We start from the raw sequence: 16,461 nt of genomic DNA, 5'->3' as shown, positions 1-16,461 counted from the left end.
CTCGAATCGTGGAGTTAGCATGGGTATCAAATGCGGCATCGTCGGTCTGCCCAACGTCGGCAAGTCGACCCTGTTCAATGCACTGACCAAGGCGGGCATCGCCGCGGCCAATTTCCCGTTCTGCACGATCGAACCGAACGTCGGCATCGTGCCGGTACCGGATCAGCGTCTGAACGAACTGGCCGGCATCATCAACCCGCAGAAGGTCGTGCCGACCGCGGTTGAGTTCGTCGACATCGCCGGCCTGGTGGCCGGTGCCGCCAGCGGTGAAGGCCTGGGCAACAAGTTCCTGGCCCACATCCGCGAAGTGGACGCGATCACCCATGTGGTGCGTTGCTTCGAACACACCGACATCATCCACGTCGCCGGCCGCGTCGATCCGATCGCCGACATCGACACCATCGACCTGGAACTGGCGCTGGCCGACCTGGACAGCGTCGAGAAGGCGCTCAACCGCGCCGAGCGTGCCGCCAAGGGCGGCGACAAGGAAGCGACCGCGCGCAAGCCGGTGCTGGCCAAGCTGCAGGCGGCGCTGTCCGACGGCAAGTCCGGCCGCAGCGTCGGGCTGGACGATGAAGAAAAGGCGCTGGTGCGCGACCTGTTCCTGCTCACCCTCAAGCCGGTGATGTACATCGCCAACGTGCTGGAGGATGGCTTCGACAACAACCCGCACCTGGAGGCCGTGCGTGCGCGTGCCGCCACCGAAGGTGCCGAAGTGGTGCCGGTGTCGGCGGCCATCGAGGAAGAGCTGTCGCAGCTGGACGACGAAGACCGTGACACCTTCCTGGCCGACCTGGGCCTGGAAGAGCCGGGCCTGAATCGCGTGATCCGTGCCGCCTACAACCTGCTGGGCCTGCAGACCTACTTCACCGCTGGCGTGAAGGAAGTCCGTGCATGGACCGTACGCAAGGGTGCCACCGCACCGCAGGCCGCGGCGGTGATCCACACCGATTTCGAAAAGGGCTTCATTCGCGCGGAGACCATTTCCTACGCTGACTTCATCAAGTACCGCGGTGAAGCCGGTGCCAAGGAAGCCGGTCGCCTGCGGCTGGAAGGCAAGGAATACCGTGTGCAGGAAGGCGACATCCTGCATTTCCGCTTCAACGTCTGATTCGCGGACGTTTGCCGCATCACAAGGCCCCGCACCGCGGGGCCTTGTTGTTTCTGCCCGATGGTGCCCGCGCACGATATGGCGAATTATTGATCAGTGGTTGAAGCGCCTTGTCGCGCAAGGGTTGCAAGCACTTATCCACATGCTTCTCCCATCGCTTTCCACATGGGGTGTGGAAAACCGTCCGAGTGCTGGCATCCATCCCCTCCCTCTGGCGAAACCAAGGGGAGGGCGGGGGACGAGGCGCTCGCTGCCGGTGCCGGGATTGCACGCTGGCGAAAATATGATCACGCTTTCGAAACCCTTGCAGCGCAGGGGCTGCACGCGGTTATCCACACGCTTCTCCCATCACTCTCCACATGCCATGTGGAAAACTGCATGCGCACCACGGTTTCCCCCGGCAATGCAGCGTCCACGCCGTGATCAGCGGCAGGTTCCCGCCTGGTACGCGACAACGCAGACTGCGATCACCGGAACAGATCCGACGCCAGGCAGAACGAGATCAGTTCCTGGTCGGTGCGCGTACCCAGCTTGCGCATGGCGCTGACCTTCTGCGTGCTGACCGTCTTGATGCTGCGGCTGAGCAGGCGCGCGATATCCCCCACCGAGCGGCCGTTGGCGAACAGGCGCAGCACTTCGAACTCGCGTGGCGACAACCGCGCGGCAGGCGTCATGGATACCGCGGCGCGGTCAGCCCATGTCTGCTCCACCGGTCGGTAGATGCGGCGTGCCAGCAGCGCGGACAGCGCGAGCCCCAGTTCGGCGGAGTCACCGCTTTTCCGCACCACGCCACCGGCACCGGCGCGATACATCGCAGCGATGATCGACGGGTTGGACACCATGGTCAGCACCAGCAGGCGGCTGTGCGGGAAATGCCGCAGCAGATAGGAGACCAGCTTGATTCCATCGCCCAGTGCGTCGTTACCCGGCATGTTGTAGTCGGTGATGACGATGTCCGGGGCATGCGCATGCATCAGCGCCACCAGCGAGGAGGGGTCCTGCGCCTGGCCGACCACTTCCAGCCGGGGGTCGCGCTCGATGGCGTGGCGGATGCCGGCCAGGACGATCGGGTGATCGTCAGCGATCACTACGGTTGCGTGCATCAGCGTCCTCCGTCCCTGCTGCGGGCATCGGCGCAGGTGGCGACGCTGCCGGGCCGGCCGTCTCCAGCTGGCGCAGCGCGCCCTCCAGCCGGAAGACGAATGTGTTGGTTGAATCGATGGCATCGGCCCAGGGCGCAGCACCGGCCACCTGCTGCTCGGCGAGCTGGGCGGCATCGGCCAGGCCGACGGCCGAGACCACCACCAGCGCGCCTCGGATCCGGTGCAGCAACTGTGAGGCCAGCGGGCGCTCGGCATCGGCCATCGCCACACCCAGTTGGCCGATGTCCGAATGCATCGTGTCGAGGAACACCTGCAGTACGTCCGCTGGCACCTGCAACGCCTCCGTGGCCGTGCAGGAAGCAGGCGTGAGGGCGGGTTCCTGCACCGCAGGCCGGGCGGGCAGGCCAAGCGTCACCAGCTTCGCCTGCAAGGCTTGCAGGGTGATGGGCTTGAACAGGCAGTCGTCCATGCCTGCCTCGTGGCAGAGCACGCGGACCTCGGGCGTGGCGTTGGCGGTGGCGCCGATGATCGGCGTCGAGATGCCGACCGCGCGCAGGCGACGCGCCAATGCGTAGCCGTCGATCCGCGGCATGTTGATGTCGCTCAGGATCACGTCGAAGTCGCGTGCGCGGCAGCAGGCCAATGCCTCGCAGCCATCGGCGGCCAGGGTCGGCTGGCAGCCGAGCGCTTCGAGCTGCTCCTGGAGCAGCAAGCGATTGATAGGGTTGTCCTCGACCACCAGCACCTGCAACCCGAGGGCATGTCCATGACGGGAAGCAGCGGTGGGCGCAGGCAACAGCACCCCCTGCTGCAGTTGTGCCACGCCGGCGGCGATGGCGCGGATGCTGAAGAGGCTGACGATGCGTTCGTCCGGCCGCGCCGGATGAGCGATGGGCTGATCACCGGCATCGGGCGTGGTGACCACGCGCGGGCCGGACCAGGACAGGGGCGCTGCACCGCCGGGATCGCTGTCCACCAGGATGGCGCCAGGTTCAATGGCCTGCATCAGTCCCGGCCATGGTCGCGCCGTGGCGCCCCAGCGTTGCAGCCATTGGCAGGCGCTCTCGGTCAGTTCCAGTACCGGGCAGCGCACATACACCACCGGTTCGGCGAGCAGGCGCGGCGTGTTCCCGTCCTCTTCCGCGGCGCTGGGCAACGGCAGGCGGATGGTGAAGCTGCTGCCCAATCCGGGGGCGCTGACCAGTTGCAGCTCGCCGTGCATCTGTTCGACCAGATGGCGACTGATCGACAGCCCCAGCCCGCTGCCCTCCGCGCGATGTTGGCCTTCGACCTGCTGGAACGGCTTGAACAGGTGTGCCTGGGCTGCTACGGGAATGCCCACGCCGGTGTCGGTGACCTGCCAGCAGATGCGCTGCGTGCCGGCCTCGTCCTGCTCGGGCCAGACCCGCATCACGATCCGCCCGCTGTCGGTGAACTTGATCGCATTGCTCAGCAGGTTGCCCAGGATCTGGCGGATGCGGTCGGCGTCGCCGGTGACATGCATCGGCAGGGTCGGGTCGGTGCAGACCATGATCTGCAGCTGCTTGCGCAGCGCTGCATCGGCATAGCCGCGCAGCGTCGTCTCGGCCAGGTCCAGCGGGCAGAACGGCGCCGGACGGATGCCGAGCTGTCCTGATTCGATCCGCGAGACGTCCAGTACGTTGCTGATCAGCTGCAGCAGGACCGCCGAGGACTGCTGCAGGGTTTCCAGCAGGCGCGCCTGCCGTGGATCCAGCGAGGTGCCGGCAAGCAGTTCCAGCGTGCCAAGCAGGCCATGCAGGGGCGTGCGGATCTCATGGCTCATCGTCGCCACGAATGCGCTCTTGGCCTTGCTGGCGTTGTCGGCGGCCAACTTTGCGTTGGCCAGCGCGGCCTGGATCTGGCGGTGGCGGCTGATGTCGTTGAACACGCACAGCAGTACGTCTTCATTGTGGTAGCGGGTGGCGCTGTAGAGCACCTGCAGCTCGCGGCCATCGTGGGTGGTGAAGTCGCGCGCCTGCCGGGCCGCGGTGGACGCATGGCTGCTGCGGGCGATGTTGCGCCACGCCGCATTCCAGTCCTCGCCGCGGTGGTCTGCGCCCAACCAGTCGCGTGCCAGTTGGTTCTCCAGCATGATCTGGCCATCGTGGCAGCGCAGCACGCAGATGCCGACCGGCGCCATCTCCACGACCGTGCTGCCGAAATGGAAACTCTCCAACAGCTGCCGGTGCTGGTCACGTGCCGGGCCGATGATCTGGCGGTCAAGCTTCAGCGTCAGTGCGCGCAGGGTGACGGCCGCCGCCGCGCACAACAGCAGGGTCACCGCCAGGGGCAGGCCGATGTCCTTCAGCAGCCGCGCTGGACGGACATGCTGTACCATCGCCAGTCGTCCTGGCCGATCCCTTTCAGCAATGACAGCCCGTGCAGCCATGCGAAGCCGAAGCGATCGCCCTGCAGTTCGCGCAGCCATGGGGAGGGCGGCGCTCCCTTGCCAGGGTTTGCAGGAGGCACCGGCTGTCCACTGGCATCGAGCAGCGCGCAGGCGCTGGTGGTGCCGCAACCGATGACGGCGGCGGATGCTGCGGCATCCAGCGCCAGTACCAGCCAGTGCTGCGGTACGGCGGCATCATCGATGGCGCGATAGAGGTGGATCGTACCGGGCGCCTGGGGCGAGGCCAGCCATTGCACCTGTGGCGGGCTCTGCCCGGGCGCGGCATGCAGGCGCAGGAGGGTTGCATCCACGCCGATGGGGGCGCCTGCGGTTTCGGTGTTGATCGGGGAGAGCCAGCGCCCGGAGGCATCAGTGCCCGGGCCCACGTGGATCAGCCGCACCCCAAGTTCCCGCAAGGTGCGCTCGGCCCGCGCGGGCAGCAGCAGCTGCAACTGCTGGCGGCTGCCAACCTGGCCCAGCGGCAGGTGCCGGACCGCGCCTTCGATCACCGGGAGGGGAGCGTCCTCCCGCAAGGGCACCTGCACGACCGAATCGGCCAGGTAGTTCAGCAACGCTTCGCGCTGGTCGAAGTAGAGCTGGGTGCGGTAGGCGCGGGCGTTCATGTCGCGACGGTGCTGCGACACTGCTTCGTCCAGCTGGCCCAACAGGTAGAAGACGGCGGTTCCGAGCAGGCACAACAGCACACACAGCGAGAGTGCGCGCAGCAGGACGCTGGCGGCGACCACGGGGGCGTCCATGGCATGACGCCGGGGAAGAAGGCGGTGCATCGCTGCATGCTAGGGAGCGGCCACTGACGCGCACATCAGTGGATTCCTAAATTGCCATCCGAGAACAGGAGGCGCCGGTGGATGGCGGAAAAACGAAGCCCGCCTTGCGGCGGGCTTCGGGTACGGCAGGTCAGTCGATGATCACAGCGGCTTGCCGCCCAGCTTCCAGGTCACCTGCACGAAGTAGCTGCGGCCGATGGTGTCGAACCACGAGGTGTTGTAGTACGGATAGGCAGCCCAGGTGGCATCCTTCGGCGGCATCTTGTCGAACAGGTTGTTGACCGTCAGCGACACCCGCAGGTGGTCGGTGATGTCATACCGTGCGGCGGCGTTGAAGCGCCAGGTGGCCTCGGTCCACGCGTCGTTGTCGTAGTTGGCGACGCGGCCCAGGTAGTTGCCGAACAGGCTGGCACCCCACTGGTCACGGTCCCAGCTCACGCCCAGGTTGGACTTCACGCGCGGCATGGTGGTGTCGACGAAGGTGACGGCCAGCATGTCCTCGGTCGGGTCGCCGGGATACTGCTGGCGGGTGTGGTTGCGTGCCCAGGTGTAGCTGCCGCTGAGGTTGAAGTTGCCGATGCGGGTGGTCGGCAGGCGGTAGTTGGCGGTCACGTCCACGCCCGAGGTCTCCTCGCGGGCGATGTTGATCGGCGCGAAGTGGACGCTGGTGATGGTGCCGTCGGCGTCCCGGATGACACGGGCCAGCGCATCGACGCAGGTCGGCGAGTTGATGTCCACCGCCGCACCACTGTCGGTCACGCCCAGCCGGCAGTTGGCTTCGGTGATGCGCAGCACCTCGCGGTCCTGCGACTGCACCTGGTTCATCACCTTGATCTTGTAGTAGTCCACCGCCAGGTCCAGGCCGTCGATCGGCGACCACACGAAGCCGGCCGTGAACGACTTGCTGGTCTCCACGTCCAGCTCCTCGTTGCCGGCATAGACGTCGAGGGTGTTGGTGTCCCAGTCGCCCTCGTCGTAGCACTTGCCGTTGTTGAAGCCGGGTTCATCGGTACGGCACTGGTAGTAATCGGTGGAAACCTTGCGGTAGAAATCATCGCCGGCGAACAGGTAGTGCATGTCCGGCGCGCGGAAGCCGGTGCCGTACGAGCCGCGCACCAGCAGGGTGTCGAACGGACGCCATTCCAGGCCGGCGCTGTAGGTGAACTTGCCGGGGTTACGGTTGCCGAAGCTGTAGCGGTCATAGCGGCCGGCCAGGCTGGCTTCCAGGTTCGAGGTCACCGGCACGCGCAGTTCGCCCGCCGCGCTCCAGCGGTTGCGGCTGCCATCGCCATCGCCGTACTGCGGGCCGTAGTAAGCATCGGCGGTCAATGCCAGCGGATCGGGATTGATCGCATACGACTGGCGGCCGTACTCGATGACGCCGGCAAAGCCCACGTCACCGGCCGGCAACGAGAACAGCGAGCCATTGTCGGCGGTGAAGCTGACGTTGTCGTTCTTCGCCTCGGGGCGGAAGGTGGACATGGCGGCGAACGAGGCAAACTGCGCCGCCGTCAGCGGGGTGTACAGGCGGGCCGGATCGGGGTTGTAGATCGCATAGCCATCGGCGTCGTAACCCAGGCGTTCGCCCAGGAAGAAGCGGTTGGCGGCGTCGGCCTTGATGCGCGGCATCTTCACGTCGGCCTTGTACTGGGAATGGTTGTAGGCCGCTTCCCAGTTCCAGTTCTCGCCGAACATGCCCTTCAGGCCGGTGGTCACCGCCAGTGTCTTCTGGGTGGTGGTGTTCATGCGGTTGCCCAGGCCGCCGACTTCCTCGGGGCTGAACTGCCGCTGCCAGATCTCGTAGTGGCCGGTGCCGGCGTTGTAGAACACCTTGTCGTTGTTGTCGGTCGAGGCGGGGTCGTGGAACTCCCAGCCCATGTTGTCGCTGACCGCATTGTTGCCGCCGTTGCCGGTCATCAGCTTGACCTTCTGGTGGCCCAGCTGGACATCGGCGAACCACGACAGCGCGTCGTTGAAGCGGTACTCGAACGAACCGTAGGCGGTGGCGCCCTTGCGCTCGTTGACGATGGTGCGATAGCCGACGACGCGGTCGCTGCCGCAGTACGGCTCGCCATAGCGGTCGGCGGCCAGCGTGGTGCTGCCGCCATTGAGCGCCCCCAGGTTCGCGCATGCGCCTTCCGGGTCCATCGCCACGTCATCGTCCACGTCATAGCGACGGGCCACCAGGTGCGGTAGCCGGCTGCGCTCGGTCGGGCCGTCGAACGTGGAATCCTGGGCCTTGCGATCGCTGCCCCACAGCGGACGCTTGTTGATCAGTTCCACGCCGACGATGCCGGTGAAGTTGCCGCGGTCAAAGCCGGTCGTCAGGGTCAGGTCATGCGATTCACTGCCGCCGCGACTGGTGTCGCCGTAGCGGTAGTCGATGGTGGTGCCATCGGTGGATTTCTTCAGGATGAAGTTGATCACGCCAGCCATCGCGTCGGAGCCGTACACGGCCGAGGCGCTGCCGGTCAGCACTTCGATGCGGTCGATCATTCCCAGCGGAATGTTGCCGACGTCGGTGAAGTTGCTCTTGCCGTTGAGCGGGAGGGGGAAGTCGGCGATGCGGCGGCCGTTGATCAGCACCAGCGTGTGATTCGGTCCGAGTCCGCGCAGGTCCACGGCCTGTGCGCCGGGCGTGGACTGTGCGCCGGTGGTGTTCTGCTGTCCCTGCGTGTAGCCGTTGTTCTGGCTGAGTGCGCGAAGTACATCGGGTACCGAGGTCAGGCCGGCGGCCTTGATCTGTTCGGCATTGATGACACTGATGGGTGCGGGCCCCTCCACCTGTGCGCGCGGGATGCGCGAACCGGTGACCTGCACGGTATCCAGTTGTTGGGGCTGGCTCCCCGAAGTGGTTTGGGCCATGGCCGGTGCGGTCATGGCGAGCAGGGCCAGCTGTATCGAACACACCATTGCGTGCTTACGCATGAATCAGCTCTCTGATGAAAAGTGTTCTGGAAATCCCCCCGGCAGTTCCTGTCAGGAAATGCCGCCTACCCCTGTCAGAAACTGTGAATGGGGTTCCTGCATCTAACACCTTTTTTACATGCTTGACCACTGCCGAAAAGTCTGGCATTACGCCTGAAAGCGATTACATGTGATCGGTGGATGATGGGGATGAAACGCGTGAATTTCTGCCTTGGGCGGCTGGCGCTGGTGCTGTTGGCGCTGGGCATCGCCGGTACCGCCGTGGCACAGGCCGGTGCTGCATCGCAGAACGGTTACCGCTATTACGAGATCGGCAACCTCGACGCGCCGCGCCCGGGCAAGACGGAGGCGGCGATGCTGCTGATGGGCGGCGGCGACTGGGCCCCGGAGGCATTCCACTGGTGGGTCGAGCGTGCCGGCCATGGGCGGGTAGTGATCCTGCGGGCTTCCGGCGACGATGAGTTGCAGAAGGAACTATTCAACGACGTCGGTGGCGTGACCGCGGTGCAGACGCTGGTGTTCGACAATCGCGCCGCCGCCGATGATCCGGAGGTGTTGCGCGTGGTGCGTGGCGCCGACGCGATCTTCATCGCCGGCGGTGACCAGGCGCGTTACATCCGTTTCTGGAAGGGAACGCAGCTCAATGACGCACTGAATGCGCATGTGCGGGCGGGCAAGCCGATTGGCGGCACCAGTGCCGGGCTGGCCATCCTCGGGGCCTATGCCTATGGCGCGCTGGATGGCGGGAGCGTCGATTCGGTATCCGCACTGGGCGACCCGATGGGCAGCGAAGTCACCATGGATAAGGATTTCCTCACCATGCCTTTCCTGTCCAATGTCGTGACCGACACCCATTTCGCCAAGCGCGACCGCTTGGGTCGGCTGATTGTCTTCGTCGCCCGTGCAGTCCAGGACAGCGGCAAGGGCGGCATCGTCGGGATCGGCGTGGACGAGGATACGGCCCTGTGTGTGGAAGCTGATGGGCGTGCGCGGGTGTATTCGCTCAACGGGGGCTACGCCTGGCTGGTGATGCCGCAGCGCGCCGCCGAGCGGCTCAGCGACGGCGCGCCGCTGGAGTTCAATGCCATCCCGGTGACCGGCGTGGGTACCGGCAGCCGCCTGCACCTGGACGGCTTCAAGGTGGACAACGCGGCCTTCACCGCGGTGGCCAGCGTGGTCGATGGCGAGCTGCAACTGCGCCCGAACTGAAGTCGCGGTGCGATTGACCGGAAAGAAGGGGCCTTGGGCCCCTTTTTCGTGGGCCACTGTTCAGCCTGTCGAAGGCGTGCCTAGAATCGCCGTTCCTACCTGGAGTGATGAAACATGAAGCTGACTTCCGCGGTACTGCTGGGCCTGGCGTCGTTGTCTGCGGGGGCTGCCTGGGCGGCGCCGGCCTCCCCCCTGCTGGTCATCCATGGCGGTGCCGGCGTGGAGCGCAAGGGTTTCAGTGCGGAAGAAGAACGTGCGGCACGTGCGGCATTGACCGAAGCGTTGCGCCGCGGCCATGAGGCGTTGATGGCGGGCAAGCCGGCGATGGATGCGGTGACCGCCGCGATCACCGTGCTGGAAAACGATCCCACGTTCAATGCAGGACGCGGTGCCGTCTTCACCCACGACGGAAAGAACGAGCTGGATGCCTCGCTGATGGACGGCGCCACCCTGCGCGCCGGTGCCGTGGCCGGCGTGCATACGGTGAAGAATCCGATCCTGCTGGCGCGCGCGGTGATGGAGCAGTCGCCGCACGTGATGATGGTCGGGGAGGGTGCCGAGTTGTTTGCGGCCGAGCAGAAGATCGAACTGGTCGATCCGTCCTATTTCCGCACCGAGAAGCGCTGGCAGCAGCTGCAGGAAGCACTGAAGGAGGAGGCGGCGGGGCAGGCGCACGCCAACCTGGAGACCGCCAAGCACTTCGGTACTGTGGGCGCGGTGGCCCTGGATGCCCAGGGCAAGCTCGCGGCGGGCACCTCCACCGGTGGCATGACCAACAAGCGCTACGGTCGCGTGGGTGACTCGCCGATCATCGGCGCCGGGACGTACGCCAGCGACCAGTGCGCGGTGTCCGGCACCGGTTGGGGCGAGTTCTACATCCGCCTGTCGGTGGCCCATGAAGTCTGTTCGCGCATGAAGTACCTGCACGAGAGCCCCGCCCAGGCCGGTGACGAGGTCGTGGTGAAACGTGTGCCGGAGCTGGGGGGCGATGGTGGCGCCATCGTGCTGTCCGCCGACGGCGAGGCGGCAACGCCCTTCAATACCGAAGGCATGTACCGGGGCTGGATCGGTGCCGACGGCGTGCCGCACGTGGCCATCTTCGCGGACGAAAAATTCAAGATGCCGGGCGAATGATGGGGCAGGGCGGGGCCCGCCAAAAAACTTCAACGGATGTGAAGATTTCTGTTGACAGCATGAGGGCATATCACCAGAATAGCGGGCTCACCCACCCCTGACCGGTTCGGCCAAGGTCCTAGACAAGGGAGTGGTGCGGAGGGATACCCAAGCGGCCAACGGGGGCAGACTGTAAATCTGCTGGCTTACGCCTTCGGTGGTTCGAATCCACCTCCCTCCACCAGTTTTACGTTGTGGCAGTTCCCTTGCGGGAGTAGTTCAATGGTAGAACCTCAGCCTTCCAAGCTGATGGTGCGGGTTCGATTCCCGTCTCCCGCTCCATTGAACATTATGAAAAAGCTGCCATAATAGACAACTCGCTCACGTAGCTCAGTCGGTAGAGCACCTCCTTGGTAAGGAGGAGGTCGAAGGTTCGATTCCTTTCGTGAGCACCATCTTGCTGTAAATGCCATAACCAACTTGTTACCGAGAAGAAGCAGCCATGTCCAAGGGTAAGTTCGAGCGTACCAAGCCGCACGTCAACGTCGGCACCATCGGTCACGTTGACCATGGCAAGACCACCCTGACCGCCGCACTGACCAAGATCGGTGCAGAGCGCTTCGGCGGCGAGTTCAAGGACTACTCGTCCATCGACGCCGCGCCGGAAGAGAAGGCTCGTGGTATCACGATCTCGACCGCGCACGTTGAGTACGAATCCGAGAGCCGTCACTACGCCCACGTTGACTGCCCGGGCCACGCCGACTACGTCAAGAACATGATCACCGGTGCCGCCCAGATGGACGGTGCGATCCTGGTGTGCTCGGCCGCTGACGGCCCGATGCCGCAGACCCGCGAGCACATCCTGCTGTCGCGTCAGGTCGGCGTGCCGTACATCGTCGTGTTCCTGAACAAGGCCGACATGGTGGACGATGCCGAGCTGCTGGAACTGGTCGAGATGGAAGTACGCGAGCTGCTGAGCAAGTACGACTTCCCGGGCGACGACACCCCGATCGTGCACGGTTCGGCCCGTCTGGCGCTGGAAGGCGACCAGAGCGACATCGGCGTGCCGGCCATCCTGAAGCTGGTCGAGGCGCTGGACAGCTGGATCCCGACCCCGGAGCGTGACGTCGACAAGCCGTTCCTGATGCCGGTGGAAGACGTGTTCTCGATCTCGGGCCGCGGCACCGTGGTGACCGGTCGTATCGAGCGCGGCGTGATCAAGGTCGGCGAAGAAATCGAAATCGTCGGTATCCGTCCGACCCAGAAGACCACCGTCACCGGCGTGGAAATGTTCCGCAAGCTGCTGGATCAGGGCCAGGCAGGCGACAACGCCGGTCTGCTGCTGCGCGGCACCAAGCGTGACGACGTCGAGCGCGGCCAGGTTCTGGCCAAGCCGGGTTCGATCACCCCGCACACCCAGTTCGACGCCGAAGTGTACGTGCTGTCGAAGGACGAAGGCGGCCGTCACACCCCGTTCTTCAAGGGCTACCGTCCGCAGTTCTACTTCCGTACCACCGACATCACCGGTGCGGTCGAGCTGCCGGAAGGTGTTGAGATGGTGATGCCGGGCGACAACGTGAAGATGGCTGTCACCCTGATCAACCCGGTGGCAATGGACGAAGGTCTGCGCTTCGCCATCCGCGAAGGCGGCCGTACCGTCGGCGCCGGCGTGGTCTCGAAGATCATCAAGTAATAAGCCTGCAGTACCCAGCGGTAACTCTGCTGCTGGTTACGCGAACGGCGGGCCGGGAACCTCGGTCCGCCTTCGCCGTCTAAGGGACGTGTAAACAAGTCAAGTCATACGCCAGTAGCTCAATTGGCAGAGCAGCGGTCTCCAAAACCGCAGGTTGGGGGTTCGAGTCCCTCCTGGCGTGCCACTTGCACCTCTCTATCCAGTGACCTTGGTCGCACCAGCAACAAGAGTCGGATGAACAGCAAGATCGAACATTCCAAGTCCGCTGCTTCCGGCGGCGATATGGTCAAGTATGTTGGCGCCGCGCTGTTGGTGCTGGCGGGTCTGTTCGTCTGGTTCTGGTTCTCCTCGCCGGAAAAGGCGGCTCAGCTGGGTGCCTGGTCGGGCCAGCTGCGTGCCCTGGCCGTGGTGGTGGGGCTGGTCGCCGGTGGCGCCGTGTTCATGCTGACCGCCAAGGGTCGTCAGACGCGTGAATTCCTTTCCGAATCCCGTTTCGAGCTGCGCAAGGTCGTGTGGCCGACCCGCCAGGAAGCCATCCGCATGACGTGGGTGGTGATCGTGGTGGTGATCGTGTTGAGCCTGCTGCTGGGTGGGTTTGACTTCGCGATCCAGAAGCTGACCCAGTGGTTCCTGGGTCGTTGAGGAGATAACAGTGAAGCGTTGGTACGTCGTTCACGCCTATTCAGGTTTTGAGAAGTCGGTGGCGCAGGCATTGCGCGATCGCATTGTGCGCGACGAGATGCAGGACCGCTTCGGCGACGTGCTCGTCCCGACCGAAGAAGTGGTCGAAATGCGCTCCGGCCAGAAGCGCCGTTCCGAGCGCAAGTTCTTCCCGGGTTACGTGCTGGTCCAGATCGAGACCCACGAAGAAGCCGGCATCCCGCGCATCGACAACGAAAGCTGGCACCTGGTGAAGGACACTTCCAAGGTGATGGGCTTCATCGGTGGCACTGCCGACCGTCCGCTGCCGATCCGTGACGAAGAGGCCGCAGCGATCCTGGATCGCGTTCAGGAAGGTGTCGAGAAGCCGCGTCCGAAGATCCTGTTCGAGCCGGGCCAGATGGTCCGTGTCACCGAAGGTCCCTTCAATGACTTCAACGGCGTGGTGGAAGAGGTCAACTACGAGAAGAGCCGCCTGCGCGTCTCGGTGCTGATCTTCGGTCGCGCTACCCCGGTCGAGCTCGAGTTCGGCCAGGTCGAAAAGGCGGTCTGAGTTCGCGGCCTGGCCTGTTCAGGTTGAGGTCGAAAAAACTGCTAGAATTACCGGCTCCCTGTCATGGGGCTGAATCGAAGGCTGCCGCGAGGTGGCCTTTGGTGCGATTCAAGGATTTCAAAACGCGAATGCCGGGACGCGTGATTCCCGGTCCGATGGGGAGCCTGTTGTCGAAAGGCGCTAGCACCCGGAGAGCATAAAAATGGCAAAGAAAGTTGTCGGTTACATCAAGCTGCAGGTGAAGGCCGGTCAGGCCAATCCGTCGCCGCCGGTGGGTCCTGCGCTGGGTCAGCGCGGCCTGAACATCATGGAATTCTGCAAGGCGTTCAATGCCGCCACGCAGAAGCTGGAGCCGGGTATCCCGGTGCCGGTGATCATCACGGCCTACTCGGACCGTACCTTCACCTTCATCACCAAGAGCACCCCGGCCACCGTGCTGCTCAAGAAGGCTGCCGGTATCACCTCCGGTTCCAAGCGCCCGAACACCGACAAGGTGGGCAAGGTCACCCGCAAGCAGCTTGAAGAAATCTGCAAGGCGAAGGAGCCGGATCTGACGGCTGCTGACCTGGACGCCGCCGTGCGTACGATCGCGGGCTCTGCCCGTTCCATGGGCCTGGTGGTGGAGGGTTAATCTGATGGCACAGACCAAGCGTGAGAAGGCCATCAAGGCCGCCGTCGTTCCGGGCAAGGCCTACGCCTTCGAAGAAGCGATCAACATCCTGAAGACCGCCGCCAAGGCCAAGTTCGTCGAGTCGATCGACGTGGCCGTGCGTCTGGGCGTGGATGCCAAGAAGTCCGACCAGCAGGTGCGCGGTTCGACCGTGCTGCCGGCCGGTACCGGCAAGTCGGTCCGCGTCGCCGTGTTCGCACCGGCCGGTGCCAAGGCTGACGAAGCCCTGGCCGCTGGCGCCGAAGCCGTCGGCATGGACGACCTGGCCGAGAAGATGCAGGCCGGCGATCTGAACTATGACGTGGTCATCGCGACCCCGGACGCAATGCGCGTCGTGGGTAAGCTGGGTACCGTGCTGGGCCCGCGCGGCCTGATGCCGAACCCGAAGGTTGGCACCGTGTCGCCGAACCCGGCCGAAGCCGTGAAGAATGCCAAGTCGGGTCAGGTGCGTTACCGCACCGACAAGGCCGGCATCATCCACTGCACCATCGGCAAGGCCAGCTTCGACAACGCCGCGCTGCAGTCGAACCTGCAGGCGCTGCTGCTGGACCTGATCAAGGCCAAGCCGGCTACCTCGAAGGGCACCTACCTGCAGAAGGTTTCGGTCAGCTCGACGATGGGCCCGGGCGTCACCGTCGACCAGTCGTCGCTGACCCTGAAGTGATGTGGTGGCCCGCGTGCCTGCCGGCACGCGGCGCCATGAATGCAGTACCTCCGCGGTAGCAGCACCCGAGCCCGGCCATGCCGCCGGATGCTGCTTCCACGGGACCGCAACAGCAGTGTCACCCGTCAGGGCGATGCTGGACATTTGAAGGCATCGCGCCGGTCCGCCGGCGCGATAGCCGTCAAAGACCGCAGGCGCGGTCAGCGCATACCGGCGACGGGCACGGAAGCTCGATCTGGCAAGGAGTCGCCGCCGGCATAGCGGGATCGCTTAATCGATCCACTCGTGGATCACCCTGCGTAGATGGTGATGCCCTTCTGGAGTTTTCTGGTTTAACGCACGTCTGGGGTAACCCGGGTTGGCCCACTCCAGGTCTAGAACGGCCACCACAGGAGCATCGTTCCGATGTTCCCGGCGTCCAGGAAGGATGCTGCCATGGACCGTAAGCGGCAGGGAGCCGTGAGCGGAGTTTGTTTGAAGCAGGGATTCGGGATTCGATGTGGGTGCGGTGTGGAGGCGGCTTCGCTTCCGGCCGAAACCGGATCACCCTTCCCGGTCCCCGCTTTAACGGAGGAGTGCAATGGCTCTCAATCTGTCCCAGAAGCAAGAAGTAGTCGCCGAACTGGCAGACGTCGCCGCCAAGGCCCACTCCTTGATCGCAGCCGAATACGCTGGCACCACGGTCGCCCAGATGACCGCGATGCGCAAGCAGGCCCGCGAAACCGGCGTTTTCTTGAAGGTTGTCAAGAACACGCTGGCCGCGCGCGCCGTTGAAGGCACCGATTTCGCAGTTGCAAAGGACCAGATGGTCGGTCCGCTGCTGTACGCGTTTTCGCTCGAGGAGCCCGGCGCAGCCGGTCGCCTGATCAAGGATGCAGCCAAGGGCAACGACAAGCTGAAGGCGAAGGTCGTGGCAATCGGCGGGGAAATCTTCCCGGCCAGCCACGTCGAAGTGCTGGCATCGCTGCCGACCCGTGATCAGGCCCTGGCCATGCTGGCCCGCGTCCTGACCGAGCCGGTCACCATGTTCGCGCGCGCCGTCAAGGCTGTCGGTGAAAAGCAGGACGGTGGTGCAGCAGCAGCTGCCGAGCCGGCTGCTGAAACCGCCTAAGTTCGACGTCCCCGTGGTTCCGTCCGGAACCTCAATCCAGAATATTTTCCAAAGGTAATCAAAATGTCCCTTACCAACGAACAGATCGTCGACGCCATCGCCGAGAAGTCCCTGATGGAAGTGATGGAGCTGGTCAAGGCCATCGAAGAGAAGTTCGGCGTCTCCGCCGCTGCCCCGGTTGCCGTTGCCGTTGCCGGCCCGGCCGCTGTGGTTGAAGAGCAGACCGAATTCAACGTCATCCTGAAGGACGCCGGCGCCAAGAAGGTCGACGTCATCAAGGCCGTCCGCGCCATCACCGGCCTGGGCCTGAAGGAAGCCAAGGACCTGACCGAAGCCGGTGGCGTCGTGAAGGAAGGCGCTTCGAAGGAAGAAGCCGACAAGTTCAAGAAGGAACTGGAAGCCGCTGGCGCGACCGTCGAGCTGAAGTAATCAGTTCCTTGCGTCGCCA

14 protein-coding genes and 4 tRNA genes are annotated in these 16,461 nt (G+C 64.6%); 14 read left to right on the top strand and 4 right to left on the bottom strand.

Features of this window, described 5'->3' with window-relative positions; all coding sequences use genetic code 11:
* The first annotated feature begins 19 nt into the window (after nt 1–19).
* Entirely contained in the window at nt 20–1,111 is a 1,092-nt protein-coding gene (gene ychF, locus IB227_RS05730) for a redox-regulated ATPase YchF (protein WP_132864883.1), read from the top strand.
* Nucleotides 1,112–1,578: 467 nt separating this feature from the next.
* On the opposite strand, the gene IB227_RS05725 is transcribed toward ychF, so the two are convergent.
* The 4 genes from IB227_RS05725 to IB227_RS05715 form a co-directional block, all read right to left on the bottom strand.
* Nucleotides 1,579–2,214, bottom strand: coding sequence for a response regulator (locus IB227_RS05725; protein ID WP_132864882.1), 636 nt, complete (start codon nt 2,212–2,214; stop codon nt 1,579–1,581).
* Complete coding sequence (locus IB227_RS05720) at nt 2,189–4,573, bottom strand: hybrid sensor histidine kinase/response regulator (protein WP_225591597.1); 2,385 nt, start codon at nt 4,571–4,573, stop codon at nt 2,189–2,191. The genes IB227_RS05725 and IB227_RS05720 overlap by 26 nt, the downstream gene beginning before the upstream one ends.
* A complete protein-coding gene (locus IB227_RS18440; protein WP_225591596.1) occupies nt 4,540–5,382 on the bottom strand; it encodes a hypothetical protein in 843 nt (280 codons plus the stop codon). The genes IB227_RS05720 and IB227_RS18440 overlap by 34 nt, the downstream gene beginning before the upstream one ends.
* Nucleotides 5,383–5,553: 171 nt before the next feature.
* The gene (locus IB227_RS05715) at nt 5,554–8,340 is read right to left on the bottom strand and encodes a TonB-dependent receptor (RefSeq protein ID WP_192286603.1); all 2,787 of its coding nucleotides are present in this window, start codon (nt 8,338–8,340) and stop codon (nt 5,554–5,556) included.
* 189 nt (nt 8,341–8,529) lie between these two features.
* Here IB227_RS05715 and IB227_RS05710 point away from each other — a divergent pair, with 189 nt between their 5' ends.
* From IB227_RS05710 to rplL, 13 genes are all read left to right on the top strand, one after another.
* Nucleotides 8,530–9,549: a cyanophycinase gene (locus IB227_RS05710; protein WP_192286602.1), complete on the top strand. Its 1,020-nt coding sequence runs from the start codon at nt 8,530–8,532 to the stop codon at nt 9,547–9,549.
* Between the two features lie 114 nt (nt 9,550–9,663).
* Entirely contained in the window at nt 9,664–10,683 is a 1,020-nt protein-coding gene (locus IB227_RS05705) for an isoaspartyl peptidase/L-asparaginase (RefSeq protein WP_192286601.1), read from the top strand.
* A 137-nt stretch (nt 10,684–10,820) separates the two neighbouring features.
* Nucleotides 10,821–10,906: transfer RNA gene (locus tag IB227_RS05700), tRNA-Tyr, on the top strand.
* 24 nt (nt 10,907–10,930) lie between these two features.
* Nucleotides 10,931–11,004, top strand: a tRNA-Gly gene (locus tag IB227_RS05695).
* A gap of 37 nt (nt 11,005–11,041) precedes the next feature.
* Nucleotides 11,042–11,117 (top strand) — tRNA-Thr (locus IB227_RS05690).
* 47 nt (nt 11,118–11,164) lie between these two features.
* A complete protein-coding gene (gene tuf, locus IB227_RS05685; protein WP_192286596.1) occupies nt 11,165–12,355 on the top strand; it encodes an elongation factor Tu in 1,191 nt (396 codons plus the stop codon).
* Nucleotides 12,356–12,463: 108 nt separating this feature from the next.
* Nucleotides 12,464–12,539 (top strand) — tRNA-Trp (locus IB227_RS05680).
* 50 nt (nt 12,540–12,589) lie between these two features.
* On the top strand, nt 12,590–12,997 hold the full coding sequence (gene secE, locus IB227_RS05675; protein ID WP_132862489.1) for a preprotein translocase subunit SecE: 408 nt from the start codon (nt 12,590–12,592) through the stop codon (nt 12,995–12,997).
* 10 nt (nt 12,998–13,007) lie between these two features.
* Entirely contained in the window at nt 13,008–13,568 is a 561-nt protein-coding gene (gene nusG, locus IB227_RS05670; protein ID WP_132862490.1) for a transcription termination/antitermination protein NusG, read from the top strand.
* A 202-nt stretch (nt 13,569–13,770) separates the two neighbouring features.
* The gene (gene rplK / locus IB227_RS05665) at nt 13,771–14,199 is read left to right on the top strand and encodes a 50S ribosomal protein L11 (protein WP_054663281.1); all 429 of its coding nucleotides are present in this window, start codon (nt 13,771–13,773) and stop codon (nt 14,197–14,199) included.
* A 4-nt stretch (nt 14,200–14,203) separates the two neighbouring features.
* A complete protein-coding gene (gene rplA, locus IB227_RS05660) occupies nt 14,204–14,902 on the top strand; it encodes a 50S ribosomal protein L1 (RefSeq protein WP_132862491.1) in 699 nt (232 codons plus the stop codon).
* A 580-nt stretch (nt 14,903–15,482) separates the two neighbouring features.
* Complete coding sequence (gene rplJ / locus IB227_RS05655; RefSeq protein WP_132862492.1) at nt 15,483–16,013, top strand: 50S ribosomal protein L10; 531 nt, start codon at nt 15,483–15,485, stop codon at nt 16,011–16,013.
* A 63-nt stretch (nt 16,014–16,076) separates the two neighbouring features.
* Nucleotides 16,077–16,442, top strand: coding sequence for a 50S ribosomal protein L7/L12 (gene rplL, locus IB227_RS05650; RefSeq protein WP_192286600.1), 366 nt, complete (start codon nt 16,077–16,079; stop codon nt 16,440–16,442).
* Nucleotides 16,443–16,461: the final 19 nt, after the last annotated feature.

This window comes from Stenotrophomonas sp. STM01, from assembly GCF_014852135.1.
Taxonomy (GTDB): Bacteria; Pseudomonadota; Gammaproteobacteria; order Xanthomonadales; family Xanthomonadaceae; genus Stenotrophomonas; species Stenotrophomonas capsici.
Note: the sequence above shows the minus strand (reverse complement) of the source record. Positions and strands in the feature narration are given on the sequence as shown.